The sequence below is a fragment of the Achromobacter sp. UMC46 genome (assembly GCF_014170335.1).
Lineage (GTDB): Bacteria > Pseudomonadota > Gammaproteobacteria > Burkholderiales > Burkholderiaceae_B > Achromobacter.
Map to the genome: position 1 here is coordinate 851,466 of NZ_LZZS01000004.1, position 13,783 is coordinate 865,248.

Consider the following 13,783-nt stretch of genomic DNA (forward strand, 5'->3'; position numbering starts at 1 on the left):
TACAAGGAGGAAACACCATGAATGAAGTCATCGTCGCTTCGGCCGTCCGCACCGCCATCGGCGACTTCGGGGGCGCGCTGAAAGACGTGCCGCCGTGCGACTTGGGCGCCACCGTCATCCGCGCCGCGCTGGAACGCGCCGGCGTCAAGGGCGACGAGGTCGGCCATGTCGCGGTCGGCCACGTCATCAATACCGAACCGCGCGACATGTACCTGTCGCGCGTGGCCGCCATGAACGCTGGCATCGCCAAGGAAACGCCGGCCTTCAACGTCAACCGCCTGTGCGGTTCCGGCCTGCAGGCCATCGTGTCGGCGGCGCAGACCATCCTGCTGGGCGACGCGGACGTCGCGATCGGCGCCGGCGCCGAAAGCATGAGCCGCGCGCCCTACATCGTGCCGTCGCAGCGCTGGGGCGCCCGCATGGGCGACAGCGTCATGCTGGACATGATGACGGGCGCGTTGTCGGATCCGTTCGGCCGCATGCACATGGGCGTCACGGCCGAGAACGTGGCGGCCAAGTTCGGCATCAGCCGCCAGGACCAGGACGCGCTGGCCGCGGAATCGCATCGCCGCGCCGCGGCCGCCATCGACGCCGGCTACTTCCGCGACCAGATCGTGCCGGTGGTGCAGAAGACGCGAAAGGGCGAAGTCGTGTTCGACACCGACGAGCACGTGCGCCGCGATGTCTCGGCCGCCACCATGGCGACGCTCAAACCGGTCTTCCAGAAGGAGAACGGCACGGTCACGGCGGGCAACGCTTCGGGCCTGAACGACGGCGCGGGCGCCGTGGTGCTGATGAACGCCTCGGTGGCCGCCAAGCGCGGCATCAAGCCGCTGGCCCGTCTGGTGGCCTACGCCCACGCGGGCGTCGACCCCGACATCATGGGCATCGGCCCGGTGCCGGCCACGCAGGCCGCGCTCAAGCGCGCTGGCCTGACCGTAGACCAGCTGGACGTCATCGAGGCCAACGAAGCCTTCGCGGCGCAAGCTTGCGCCGTGTCGCGCGAGCTGAAGCTGGACCCGGCCAAGGTCAACCCGAACGGCAGCGGCATCGGCCTGGGGCATCCCATCGGGGCCACTGGCGCGATCATCACCGTCAAGGCGCTGCATGAATTGCAACGCGTCGGCGGCCGTTACGCGCTGGTCACGATGTGCATCGGCGGCGGCCAAGGCATCGCCGCCATCTTCGAGCGCATCTAAGGCCAGCCGCAAGCCTGACCGGTCCTGGCGCGTTGCCAGGACCGCGTCGCGCAGCCTCAGGCGTGGCCCAGGTAATCCTGGGCCCACGCCAGGCATTCGGCGCGCAGCAGCGCGCCCATCTGCACGCGGCGCGGGCCATCGAGCCGGCTGCTGATCGCCCCGAAGCTGAATGCGACCCAGGTCAGTTCCGACACCGGGAACGCCACCCCCACCCCTGACACGCCCGGCGTGATCGTATCCACGATCTCGGAGTATCCGGCCGCGCGCGTCTGCTTCACGGACTTCATCAAGGCGCTGCTGGTGACGCCGATCTGCGCGTAGCTTGCCGCGTGCCTGGCGTACAGCGACGCGATGTCCTCGTCCGGCAGGCTGGCCATCAGCGCCAGCCCGCCGGCGCCCACGCCCAGCAGGCGGCGTTCGCCCTGGTCGATGGTGAAGACCTTCACCGGGAACGAGCCGGCTTCCCGCAGCAGGCACAAGGCGTAATCGCCCTGGCGGATGACCAGGAAAACGGTGTCGCCCGACAGGCGCGCGAGCTTTTGCGCGAACGGCCGCAACGCGTCCAGCAAGGGCGTGCGCCGTAGCGCGGCAAATCCCAATTGCATGGAATCCACGCCCAGGCGGTAGCGCCGGGTGCCGTTGTCGCGTTCGGCGAACTGTTCTTCCAGCAGGCAGCTCAAGAGGCGGTGCGCGGTCGAGCGTTCCAGCCCGGTCGCGCTCATCACGCCCTGCAGGTCGATGCCGTCTTCCTGGTGCTGCGCCAGCACGCGCAGCAGCCCTAAGGCGCGGCGCATGCTTTGCGTGCCGCCAGTGGCCGGTGATTTGTTCATATTGTGGGAAATATTGATTGAATATTTTGTATTCTAGGATTTAGGGTGCGTTAATTCAATCCAGTCGATCCGCGCCGGTGTCGAGCGCGGACATAGCAAGAGACGAGGAGACTATGGAATACGCCACCCTGGCCGTCGAACGGCTTGACTCGGTATGCCGCATCAGCCTGGCGCGCGAATCCGCGCGCAATGCCCAAAGCCAGCAGATGCTGGACGAACTGGACGACGCCCTGACGCGCGCCGAGCAAGACGATGCCGTGCGGGTCGTCGTGCTGGCGGGCCGCGGCGCGCATTTCTCCGCGGGGCACGACCTGAAAGAGGCGCAGGCCAAGCGCGCGGACTTCACGGTGGAAGAGCGCTGGGACTACGAGTCGCGCCGCTACTACGGCTATTGCCTGCGCATCTGGGATTTTCCGAAGCCGACCGTCGCGCAAGTGCAGGGCGCCTGCGTCGCAGGCGGCTTCATGATCGCCAACATGTGCGATCTGGTGGTGTGTTCGGACACGGCGTATTTTTCCGACCCGGTGGGCCACACCCTGGCCGCCGCCGCGACTGAAGTGTTGATCCACCCGTGGGTGATGGGCCTGCGCAAAGCCAAGGAAATGCTCTACACCGGCGAGAAGGTCGACGCGCAGGAAGCGCTGCGCATCGGCATGGTGAACCGGGTCGTGCCCGAGGCCGAGCTGGACGAGGCGACGCTGGCGTTGGCGCGGCGCATCGCCCAGGCGCCGCCTTTCGGCCTGCGCCTGATCAAGCGGTCGCTGAACCGCACGGCGGACGCCCAGGGGTTCCGCACCGCGCTGTCGGCGCACTTCGACACGCATCAGCTGTCGCACCTGAGCGAGGAATTCCAGGCGGTGCGCGAGCGCGGGCTGGCCCAGGCCATCCAGCGCAACAAGAAGGGCGAAACGGCATGAGGACGGCGCTGGATTGCCTGCTGAACCCGCGCTCCATCGCCATGATCGGGGCCAGCGCGAACGCCGGGCGCATCGGCGGCATGCCTTTGGAACTGCTGACCCGCTTCGGCTACGCCGGCGGCATCTATCCCGTGAACCCGAAGTACCAGGAAGTGTTCGGCAAGCGCTGCTGGCCGGACATCGAAGCCGTGCCCGAATCGGTGGACCTGGCGGTGCTGGCGATCGCCGCCGCCGAGGTCACGCCCATGCTGCGCCGCTGCCACGCCCGGGGCGTGCGCGCCGCCATCGTCTACGCTGCCGGATTCGCCGAGGCGGGCGGCGACGGCGCGCGCTTGCAGGACGAGCTGGAAGCGTTCGTGCTGGAAAGCGGCATGGCCGTGGCGGGCCCGAACTGCATGGGCTTCGCCAACCTGAACACGCAGGCGCATACGGCGTTCGCCTCGGTCTTCAAGACCGCGCCGGCGCAGACCGGGCCGGGCGTCGTCAGCCTGCTGACGCAGAGCGGCAACGTGTGCGCGGCCGTGTACGCCATTGCGCGCCGATTGGACCTGCCGTTTTCGCACTTCATCAACACCGGCAACGAAGCCTGCCTGGATTTCTCGCAATACCTGGAATACCTGGCCGCCGATCCGCAGACGGAAATCGTGCTGGGCTATATCGAGCAATTGCGCGACGGCGAACGCTTCGTGCGCGCCTGCCGCGAACTTGAGCGCCAGGGCAAGCTGCTGATCGCGCTGAAGGCGGGCAGCACGGACAAGGGCGCGCAAGCCGTGCGGTCGCACACGTCGGCATTGGCCGGAGACCGGCGCGTGTACGCGGCGGCCTTCCGCCAGCTGAACGTCATCGAGGCCTCGGACTTCGCGCAGATGGCGCATCTGGCCAGCCTGGCGACGCTGCGTCACCGCAGCGCGGGCAAGCGGGTGGCCGTTCTGACGATGTCGGGCGCGCTGGGCGCGATCCTGGCCGACAAGTTCATCGGCGCGGGGCTGGACCTGCCCGACCTTCCCGATTCCCTGCAAGCCGTGCTGCGCGGCGGCATTCCCGATTACGGCATGGTCGGCAATCCCGTGGACGTGACCGGCAACGTGGTCAACGATCCCGACTTCGTGCGCACGGTGCTGCAGGCCCTGGCGACAACTGACGCGATCGACGCGGTGGTGGTCTATGCCCCCGGCTACATGCTGGACCGCATGGCGGACGCGCTGGCCGAGGCCTCGCGCCAGCATCCGCGGCTGTTCGTCGCGATCGACACCGGCCTGGCGCAAAGCCGCGCCGCCCTGCGCGCCGCCGAAGTCGCCGTGTTCGAAGACCTGGGCCAAGCCGTGTCTGCGCTGGCGCCGTATCTGCTCTGGTGCGAGGCGCGCGGCGCCAAGCGCATCGCGCCGATGCCGCGCCTGGACGCCGTGCCGGTGCCGGCGCTGCCCTGCAACGAAGTCGATGCGCGCGCCTATGTCGCCGCCTTCGGGCTGCCGCAGGCGCAGGCGCATGCCGCACGCGACGCCGGCGAAGCCGTGGCCGATGCGCGCGCGGCGGGCTATCCCGTGGCGCTGAAGATCCTTAGCGCCGACATCGCGCACAAGACGGAGGCCGGCGGCGTCGCGCTGGGTCTGGCCGACGACGCGGCGGTGCAGGCGGCCTTCGGCCACGTGAGCCAGTCCGCCCGGCAGGCGCAGCCCGATGCGCGCATCGACGGCGTGATGGTGCAGAAGATGGAGCGCGGCGCGGCCGAGATCATCGTGGGCGCCACGCGCGATCCGGTGTTTGGCCCGGTCCTGACCGTAGGCCTGGGCGGCGTGCTGACCGAGCTGTACCAGGACACCAGCCATCGCCTGCTGCCGGTCGACGAGGACATCGCCCTGCAGATGCTGCGCGAACTGAAGGCGTTTCCGTTGCTGGACGGCTACCGGGGCAAGCCCCGCGCCGATCTGGCGGCGGCTTGCCGCGGCATCGTGGCCGTGGGCAACGCCTTGCTGGCGGCGCCCGCGGACGTGGCGGAAATCGAAGTCAACCCATTGCTGATCAAAGAGGCGGGACAAGGCGTCGCGGTACTGGACGCGCTGATCCTGCCCGCAACCCCGTAGCGCGCACACGCAATCACGCGGCCGCGCGCAGCGCATCCCCAGGAGGAGACAAGCATGATGAAGAGACTATTGGCCGGCGTCGCGCTGGCCTGCATCGGCGCCGCGAATCCGGCGCTTGCCCAGGACCCCTTTCCCAGCCGCCCCGTGCGCATCGTGGTGCCGTTCTCGCCCGGCGGCGCGGCCGACATCATGAGCCGCTTGCTGGCCGAGCGGCTGACCGCGAAGCTGGGGCAGACTGTGATCGTCGAAAACAAGCCGGGCGGCGGGACGATGATCGCCTCCGACTATGTGTCGCGGGCCGAACCGGACGGCTATACCTTGCTGATGGCGGCGTCGTCGCTGGGCATCGCGCCCAGCATCTATGCCAAGGTCAACTACGACCCCATCAAGGATTTCGCGCCGGTCAGCCAGGTGGCGTCGGTGGTGCATGTGCTGGAGGTGCATCCGTCGATCCCGGCCAAGAACGTGGGCGAACTGATTGCCTACCTGAAGGCCAATCCGGGCAAGGTCAGCTACGGTTCGGTCGGCACCGGCAGTTCGACCCATCTGGAAGCCGAGCTCTTCAACAGCATGGCGGGCGTGCAGATGGCGCACATCCCGTACAAGGGCAGCGCGCCCGCGCTGAACGATCTGGTCGCCGGCCGCATCCAGGTGATGTTCGACGCCTGGGCGTCGTCGGGCCCCTTCGTCAAGGACGGCAAGCTGCGCGCGCTGGCCGTGACCACGACGCAGCCGTCGGCGTCCGTGCCGGATTTGCCGACGGTGGCGTCTTCGGGCCTGCCGGGCTATTCGGCGATGCCGTGGCTGGGACTGGTGGCGCCCGCGCGCACGCCGCAGCCGGTGATCGACAAGCTCTACCAGAACCTGGCGCAGATCCTGCAGCAGCCCGATGTGAAGGCGCAGTTCGTTGGCCTGGGGCTGGACATCATCGGCAGCGATCCCAAGGCGTTCGCGGCGTTTATCCGGCAAGACGTGACCACCTGGGCAAAGGTGGCGCGCGAATCCAACATCCGTCTGGAGTAGGGCGCATGAGCCGATTGGAGAACGCGGCGCAGGATGACGCCGCCTTCCGCCTGGAATTGCGCGGCTGGCTGACCTCGGCCTATGCCGCCTTCGCCCGGGATTGGCCGGGCGGGGCGGCCCCGCGCGATCTGGATTTCCGGCGCGCCTGGGAAGACACCCTGTGCGCCCAAGGCTGGTCCGGCCTGGGCTGGCCCGAAGCCTACGGCGGCAAAGGCTTGCCGTTGTCGCGGCAGGCGGTGTTCCACGAAGAGCATGCGCGCTGCGGCGCGCCGTTGGGCGTGAACCTGATCGGACACGGCATTCTTGCGCCCACGCTGCTGCACTTCGGCACCGAGGCGCAAAAACGCCGTTTCCTGCCCGGCATCCTGGCCAACCGCGAGGTCTGGTGCCAGGGCTATTCGGAACCGGGCGCCGGATCCGACCTGGCGTCGGTGCGCACGCGCGCCGAACCCGTGGCGGGCGGCTACCGGCTGAACGGCCACAAGATCTGGACGTCGTTCGCCGACCGCGCGCAGTGGTGCTTCGTGCTGGCGCGCACCGATCCGCAGGCGCCCAAGCACCGTGGCCTGAGTTTCCTGCTGGTGGACATGGGCAGCGCCGGCGTGCGGGTGGAACCCATCCGGCAGATCACGGGCGAGGCCGAATTCTGCGAAGTGTTCTTCGAAGACGTCTTCGTGCCGCAGAACTTGCTGCTGGGCGAAGAGAACCAGGGCTGGAAGGTGGCGATGGCCGCGGCCAGTTTCGAACGCGGCACCTACTTCATTCCGCGCCTGGTGCGCTTCGCGCAGGAACTGGACCTGGTGCGGCGTCTGGCGCTGCGCCCCGACGCCTACGGGCACGTGCCCGCCTCGTCATCCGCCGTGCGTCACAAGTGGGCGCGGCTGGCGGCGGATAGCCATGTGCTGGCGCTGAAGTCGCAGCGCGCGCTGGCCGGCGCCATGCGGGGCGACCCGCCCGGCCCCGAAGGGTCGTCCACCAAGATCCATTGGAGCGAAGCGCACCAGCGCCTGCTGGAACTGTCCATGCAACTGCTGGGTGAAACGGCTTGCGTGGCCGAAAACGGCGAAGGCGCTGACGAGCAGGCGGCGGCGCTGGCGCATGCCTATCTGTGGTCGCGCGCGGAAACCATCCTGGCCGGCACGTCCGAGATCCAGCGCAACATCATCGCCGAGCAGATGCTGGGCTTGCCCAAAGGCTGACATGACTTTGTCTCTGAACGAAGACCAGCGCATGCTGCAAGACGCGGCGCAGCGCTTTTTGACCGAGCGCCATCCTCCTGCCGTGGCGCGCGGCGCGGTCAAGCGGCCGGCCGATGCCCGGCTGGCGCTATGGGCCGACATCGCGGCGCAGGGCTGGCCAGCACTGCTGGCGCCTGCCGCATCCGACGGACTGGGGCTGGGCCTGCGCGAGGCCTGGATCGTGGCCGAAGCTGCCGGGCGGCATCTGTTGAGCTTGCCGCTGGTGGCCAACATGGTCGTGCTGCCCACCTTGTGCGAAGCGGGCATCGACGGCGCGCCTGCGCAATGGGCGCGGGCGATGATGGACGGCGGCGCCTATTTCGCCGACGCCGCTTTGCGTCCGGACGGGTCGGCCTTTATCGAGGGCGCGGGCGAGGGCGTGGCTGCGCTGGCGGTGCGCAACATCGGGCCGCAGGCGTTGCGGCTGGAACGGTATGCGCCCGTGCCCGGCGCCGCCGGCCTGGACCCGACGATGCCGGTGGCGCACGTGGCGCGCCCCGAACTGCTGGACCGTATCGATCTGCCTGTCGATGCCGGCATGTGGCGGCGGCTGCGCACGCGGCTATGCCTGCTGCGTTCGGCCGAGCTGCTGGGGGCGGCGACCGCCGCGCTGGACATGGCGGCGGCCTATGCGCGCGAACGCCGCCAATTCGACCGGCCCATCGGCGCCAATCAGGCGATCAAGCACCGCCTGGCCGATGACTGGATGGCGTTGGACGACGCGCGGCTCGCCGGGATGGCGGCGGCATCCGCGCACGATGCCGGCGCCGTCTCGGCGGACCGCGACAGCCTGTACGTGCCCTTGCTGGCCGTGGAGGGCGGGCGCCGCGCTGCCCAGAACGCCATCCAGGCGCATGGCGCGATGGGCGTGACGTGGGAGTGCGACGCGCACCTGTACCTGAAGCGCGTGCTGCGCCTGTCGGCCAGCCTGCATGTCGAGGCGTCCTGCGCGGAACGGCTGGAACGCATCTGGGAGGGCGCCGCCGACGGGGTGGCGGTGTTCACGGGCTGAAGCAAGGCAGGCGCGGGGCCGGTCTGACGGCTGGCGGCGTCCGACCTACAATCCCGCCATGAATAAATCGAACTTCCCCTCTGAGCTGGACCAGCCCACGCTGTCCGAAGTGGACGGCGTCCGCTATCTGCACTTCAACACCGAATGGGTCCAGGGCGCCATGCGCATCAAGAACCCGTCGGAACTGGTGCTGGAATACACCGGCCAGATGATGGCCTGGCTGCTGTTCCTGGAACCGCCCAAGGAAGAGGCCATCGGCATGCTCGGCCTGGGCGCGGGGTCGCTCGTGCGGTTCTGCGTGAAGCACACGCGCAGCCCCTTGCTGGCGGTGGAATGGAATCCCCGCGTGACGGCGGCGTGCCACATGTTCTTCCGCCTGCCGGGTGAAAACCGCTTGCAGGTCGAACACGCCGACGCCGGCGCCTGGGCGGCCGACCCGCTGAACGCCGGGCGCTGCCCGGTGCTGATGGTCGACCTGTACGACGCCGCGGCCGAAGGGCCGGTGCGCGACAGCGTGAAGTTCTACCGCGACTGCCGTCGCGTGCTGGGCGATGTGGGTGTGCTGGCGGTGAACCTGTTCGGCCGTCACGACAGCTTCGGCAAGAACATCGACAACCTGTCCAAGGCGTTCGACGACCGCGTGGTGCTGCTGCCTGAAGTCGATGCGGGCAACCAGATCGTGCTGGCCTTTTCGGGGCCGAGCCTGGCGATCACGCCGGCCGAACTGCTGGAGCGGGCCGAAGTCGTGGAATCCAAATATGGGCTGCCGGCCCGCCGCTGGGCCCGCGCGCTGACCCGCCACGCCGTGGACGGCGTGCTGCATTTCTAAAAGCCCCCGGAAGGCGGCTGTCGGGGCCGGCCGTTGGGGGCCGGACCCTCAATTCTTATTAGGGTAGTCACGGGGCGGGCGGGGGTTTACCTTTGCCCTGGTCGGGATCTATCATGGGCTTATTCATAATTATGAATTACGGTGTAGTCCGAACCGTTGCCCCCCATGAGCCAACCCATCGTCCGTCAAGCCCTGTACCTGGAAGTCGCGGATCGGCTGCGCGCCATGATCCATGCGCGCGCGCTGACCAACGGCGAATGGATCGACGAGCTGCGGCTGGCGGGCGAATTGGGTATTTCCCGCACGCCTTTGCGCGAGGCGTTGAAGGTGCTGGCCACCGAAGGGCTGGTGCGGCTTGAGCCGCGGCGCGGCTGCTTCGTCAACGAACTGTCCACGCAAGACCTGGAAGACATCTTCCCGTTGATGGCGATGCTGGAAGGGCGCTGCGCCTTCGAGGCCGCGCGCAAGGCCAGCGACGCCGAACTGGCCGCGCTTGAACCCCTGCATGCCGAACTGGCGGGCCACGCCGAAGCCGGCCGCATCGATGCCTATTACCAGACCAACTATCTGATCCACGAGGCCGTGCAGGCCTTGTCCGGCAATCAGTGGCTGAACGACATGGTGGGCAATCTGCGCAAGGTGCTGAGCCTGTCGCGGCACCGCAGCCTGGCGCGGCCAGGGCGCATCGACCAGTCCTGCGCCGAACACCTGGCCATCTTCGCCGCCCTGAAGGCGCATGACAGCGACGCCGCGCAGGCGCTGGCGCACACCCATTTGATGCGGCAGCTGGAAGCGCTGCGCGCATTAGCCAATGAAGACGCCGCCGATCCGGCGTTATCCGATCCCATCGTCATCCAGGAGCCCGCCCATGTCCGTACCCGCCAATCTCGCGCCCGCGCGGGGCGCACGCACGCCTGAGCCCGAGGCCGAAGCGATCGACGCCGCGTCGGCCGCCGAAGGCGCCAGCCTGATCACGCGGCTGGGCCGCCTGTGGGAGCGCGGGCGCCTGCCCAGCGAATCCGAAGTGCGGCGCCTGTTCGAAGCCCGGTTGACCGACGTCGCCGCGAACAAGCTGGCGCGCCGCTGGTGCGAGCAATACACCGCGGCTGACGGCAAGGACCGCCGGCTGATGCTGGCCGCGCTGGCGCAAGTCCGCGCTACGTACGCGGGCGACGGCGGGGAGGGCACGCGCTTGTTCAAGCGCTTCAATGCGCAGGCGCAGGGCCTGCGCTTCCTGGTGGATTTGCGCGCCGACATGCTGCGCTGGCGCAAGCAGGTCGCGGGCATCCAGGGCCTGGACAAAGAGCTGGAAGGTCTGCTGTCGGCCTGGTTCGACGTGGGTCTGCTGGAACTGCGCCCGTTGACCTGGGATTCGCCGGCGTCGTTGCTGGAAAAGCTGATCCTGTACGAAGCCGTCCATGAAATCACGTCCTGGGACGACCTGCGCCGCCGCGTGTCGCCCGACCGCCGTTGCTACGCCTACTTCCATCCGCAGATGCCGGGCGTGCCGCTGATCTTCGTGGAAGTGGCGTTCGCCAGCCAGATGGCCGACAACGTGCAGGTGCTGCTGGACAGCACGCTGCCGCCGCAGGATCTGGACAAGGCCCGCTGGGCGATCTTCTATTCCATCTCGAATACGCAACCCGGCCTGAAGGGCATCAGCTTCGGCAACTTCCTGCTCAAGCGCGTGGTTGAGCAGTTGCTGGACGAACTGCCCAAGCTGAAGTCCTTTGCCACCCTGTCGCCGATTCCGGGGTTTTCGGATTGGCTGGGCAAGCTGGACGCCGAGGCCGTCGAGGGCATCGTGCGCGAAGACAAGGCGCGGGCCAAGGATCGCAAGCGCGAAGGCGTGCCGGACGGGCAGCGCTGGGTGTCGCGCCTGGCCAAGGCCGCCCAGGGCCGCGCACCCGACGTCGTCAAGCGCGCGGGTTTCCGCCTGGCCGCCAGCTATCTGCAGTCCATGAAGAACAGCTTGCCGCTGGATGCCGTGGCGCGTTTCCATCTGGGCAACGGCGCGCGCATCGAACGCCTGAACTGGGCGGCCGATACGTCCCAGAAAGGCCTGAAGCAGTCATGCGGGCTGATGGTCAATTATCTGTACGACCTGGATGAACTGGACACGAATCTGGCCAAGCTGGGCGAAGGCCGCCCGCAAGTCAGCCGGAGCGTGGGGCGCGTGGCCTGACCGCCGGATACACGGCGCCAACCATCAATAAGAAAGGGCAGGGGACATGACGGAAGACGTGACTGGCCGCGTGCGGCTGGAACGCGACGGGGCGCTGGCCTGGGTGACGCTGTCGCACCCGGGCCGCCTGAACGCGATAACGGTAGGCATGTGGCGCGAGCTGCAGGACGTGTTCACGCAGCTTGCCGCCGACGGCGCCGTGCGCTGCGTGGTCGTGCGCGGCGAGGGCGGCAATTTCGCGGCCGGCGCGGACATCCGCGAATTTCCCGCCCAGCGGGCCGACATGGCGGGCGTGCAGCGCTATCACCGCGAGATCCTGGCCCCCGCCTTGCAGGCCGTGGCGCAATGCCCGCATCCCGTCATCGCGCAGATCGACGGCGTGTGCGTGGGGGGCGGGCTGGAGATCGCCAGCCAGTGCGACCTGCGCATCGCCGGGGCATCCGCGCGCTTCGGCGTGCCGATCAATCGCCTGGGCTTCCCCATGGCGCCCGACGAGATGCGCGGGCTGCTTGCGCTGGCCGGGCGCGCGGCCACGTTGGCCATCCTGCTGGAAGGCCGCGTGTTCGGCGCCGAAGAAGCGCTTGGCCTGGGCCTGTTGACCCGCATCGTGCCCGATGATCAGGTCGCCGACGCCGTACGCCGCAGCGCCGGGCGCATCGCCCAGGGCGCGCCGCTGGCGGCCCGCATCAACAAACGCTTGTCCGCAAGGCTGACCCAAGGTGGCGCCTTGACCGAGGACGAGTATCAGGATTATTTCTCCTATGCCGAAAGCCGGGACCACAAGGAAGGCGTGCGCGCCTTCCTGGCCGGCGTAGACCCTTCCTTTTCCGGAGACTGACCAAGGTGAGCAACGCCAATCTCTATGCTGTCCTGCAAGGCGGCTTTCCCAAAGACCGCAGCAAAGTCGCGCTGGAAACGCCCGACCTTGAATACACCTGGGACGACATCGACCGCGCCACCGCGTGCCTGGCCAACCTGCTGACGTCGCTGGATCTTCCAGACGGTTCGCGCGTGGCGGTTCAAGTCGAAAAGTCGCCGGAAGCGCTGCTGCTGTATCTGGCCACGCTGCGCGCCGGGCTGGTGTATCTGCCGTTGAACACGGCCTACCGCGAATCCGAGATCGAGTACTTCCTGGGCAACGCCGAGCCGGCCGTGGTGGTCTGCGCCAGCAAGAACCGGGACTGGGTGCAGCGCGCCGCCGACAAGGCGGGATGTGCGCACGTCTACACCCTGGACGAAGACCGCACCGGCACGCTGCTGGCCGCCGCGGGCGGCTTGCCGCAAACCTTCAAGACCGCCGTCCGCCAGCCCGACGACCTGGCCGCCATCCTGTACACGTCCGGCACCACCGGCCGCAGCAAGGGCGCGATGCTGTCGCATGGCAACCTGGCAGCCAACGCGCGGGTGCTGCATGAATACTGGGGCTGGCGCGAAGACGACGTGCTGCTTCACATGCTGCCCATTTTCCATGTGCACGGCCTGTTCGTGGCCTCGCACGGGGCGCTGCTGGCCGGCGCCAAGATGATCTGGCTGCCCAAGCTGGACGCCGATCAGGCGCTGCACTATCTGCCGCGCTGCACGGTGATGATGGGCGTGCCCACGTACTACGTGCGCCTGTTGGCCGACCCGCGGTTCAACCGCGGGGTGTGCGCCAACATGCGCCTGTTCATCTCGGGCTCCGCTCCGCTGCTGGCCGAGACGTTCTCCGATTTCCAGAAGCGTAGCGGCCACGCCATCCTGGAACGCTACGGCATGAGCGAGACCGTCATGCTGACGTCCAACCCGTATGACGCCAAGCTGGGCGAACGCCTGGCCGGCACGGTCGGCCGCGCGTTGCCGGGCGTGCAGGTGCGCGTGGTGGACGACGCCGGCATCGCGCTGGCGCCGGGCGAGATCGGCAACGTGCAGGTGCGCGGGCCCAACGTGTTCTCGGGCTACTGGCGCATGCCGGAAAAGACCCGCGAGGAATTCACGGAAGACGGCTGGTTCAAGACGGGCGACGTGGGCCGTTGGGGCGGGGAATCCGCCGGGCGCGACGTGCCGGCCGACTACCTGTCGATCGTGGGCCGCAGCAAGGACCTGATCATCTCCGGCGGTTTCAACGTCTACCCGAAAGAGATCGAGACCCTGATCGACGACATGCCCGGCGTGGCGGAATCGGCGGTCATCGGCGTGCCGCACGCGGATTTCGGCGAGGCCGTGGTGGCGGTCGTCGTACCCAAGGACGGCGTGTCGCTGGACGCGGGCGCCATGCAGCTTGAGCTGAAGTCGCGCATCGCGAACTTCAAGGTGCCCAAGCGCGTGCACATCGTCGACCAGCTGCCGCGCAACACCATGGGCAAGGTGCAGAAGAACGTGCTGCGCGAAACCTACAAGGCGCTTTGACGCCAGCCAGGATGCCGGTCCCCAGGGGCCGGCATTTTTTTTCCAAGGAGGTCCATCCCCACATAACGCGACGCCGTCCTGGCA

General features: G+C 68.3%; 12 protein-coding genes. 11 read left to right on the forward strand and 1 reads right to left on the reverse strand.

The features are described from left to right. Nucleotides 1-17: 17 nt before the first annotated feature. Complete coding sequence (bktB, locus tag A9973_RS06880) at nt 18-1,199, forward strand: beta-ketothiolase BktB (protein WP_183012978.1); 1,182 nt, start codon at nt 18-20, stop codon at nt 1,197-1,199. A gap of 56 nt (nt 1,200-1,255) precedes the next feature. On the opposite strand, the gene A9973_RS06885 is transcribed toward bktB, so the two are convergent. Further along, nucleotides 1,256-2,029: an IclR family transcriptional regulator gene (locus tag A9973_RS06885; protein ID WP_183012979.1), complete on the reverse strand. Its 774-nt coding sequence runs from the start codon at nt 2,027-2,029 to the stop codon at nt 1,256-1,258. Between the two features lie 113 nt (nt 2,030-2,142). Between A9973_RS06885 and A9973_RS06890 the strand changes: the two genes are divergently transcribed. The 10 genes from A9973_RS06890 (at nt 2,143) to A9973_RS06935 (ending at nt 13,699) form a co-directional block, all read left to right on the forward strand. After that, nucleotides 2,143-2,946, forward strand: coding sequence for an enoyl-CoA hydratase (locus A9973_RS06890; protein ID WP_183012980.1), 804 nt, complete (start codon nt 2,143-2,145; stop codon nt 2,944-2,946). After that, nucleotides 2,943-5,027: an acetate--CoA ligase family protein gene (locus A9973_RS06895; protein WP_183012981.1), complete on the forward strand. Its 2,085-nt coding sequence runs from the start codon at nt 2,943-2,945 to the stop codon at nt 5,025-5,027. Before A9973_RS06890 ends, A9973_RS06895 begins: the two co-directional genes overlap by 4 nt. Before the next feature lie 54 nt (nt 5,028-5,081). Next, a complete protein-coding gene (locus tag A9973_RS06900) occupies nt 5,082-6,050 on the forward strand; it encodes a tripartite tricarboxylate transporter substrate binding protein (protein WP_183012982.1) in 969 nt (322 codons plus the stop codon). A gap of 5 nt (nt 6,051-6,055) precedes the next feature. After that, nucleotides 6,056-7,249, forward strand: a complete 1,194-nt coding sequence (locus A9973_RS06905) for an acyl-CoA dehydrogenase family protein (RefSeq protein ID WP_183012983.1) — start codon at nt 6,056-6,058, stop codon at nt 7,247-7,249. A gap of 1 nt (nt 7,250) precedes the next feature. Beyond that, nucleotides 7,251-8,300, forward strand: a complete 1,050-nt coding sequence (locus tag A9973_RS06910; RefSeq protein ID WP_255469047.1) for an acyl-CoA dehydrogenase family protein — start codon at nt 7,251-7,253, stop codon at nt 8,298-8,300. Between the two features lie 58 nt (nt 8,301-8,358). Then, nucleotides 8,359-9,129: a spermidine synthase gene (locus tag A9973_RS06915; RefSeq protein WP_183012984.1), complete on the forward strand. Its 771-nt coding sequence runs from the start codon at nt 8,359-8,361 to the stop codon at nt 9,127-9,129. A 165-nt stretch (nt 9,130-9,294) separates the two neighbouring features. Beyond that, nucleotides 9,295-10,047 carry a GntR family transcriptional regulator gene (locus A9973_RS06920; RefSeq protein WP_183012985.1) on the forward strand — a complete coding sequence of 251 codons (753 nt, stop codon included), beginning with the start codon at nt 9,295-9,297 and terminating at the stop codon, nt 10,045-10,047. Next, a complete protein-coding gene (locus A9973_RS06925) occupies nt 9,998-11,314 on the forward strand; it encodes a malonyl-CoA decarboxylase domain-containing protein (RefSeq protein WP_183012986.1) in 1,317 nt (438 codons plus the stop codon). The genes A9973_RS06920 and A9973_RS06925 overlap by 50 nt, the downstream gene beginning before the upstream one ends. 46 nt (nt 11,315-11,360) lie before the next feature. Next, nucleotides 11,361-12,152: an enoyl-CoA hydratase/isomerase family protein gene (locus tag A9973_RS06930; protein WP_183012987.1), complete on the forward strand. Its 792-nt coding sequence runs from the start codon at nt 11,361-11,363 to the stop codon at nt 12,150-12,152. A gap of 5 nt (nt 12,153-12,157) precedes the next feature. Then, complete coding sequence (locus A9973_RS06935; RefSeq protein ID WP_183012988.1) at nt 12,158-13,699, forward strand: malonyl-CoA synthase; 1,542 nt, start codon at nt 12,158-12,160, stop codon at nt 13,697-13,699. Nucleotides 13,700-13,783: the final 84 nt, after the last annotated feature.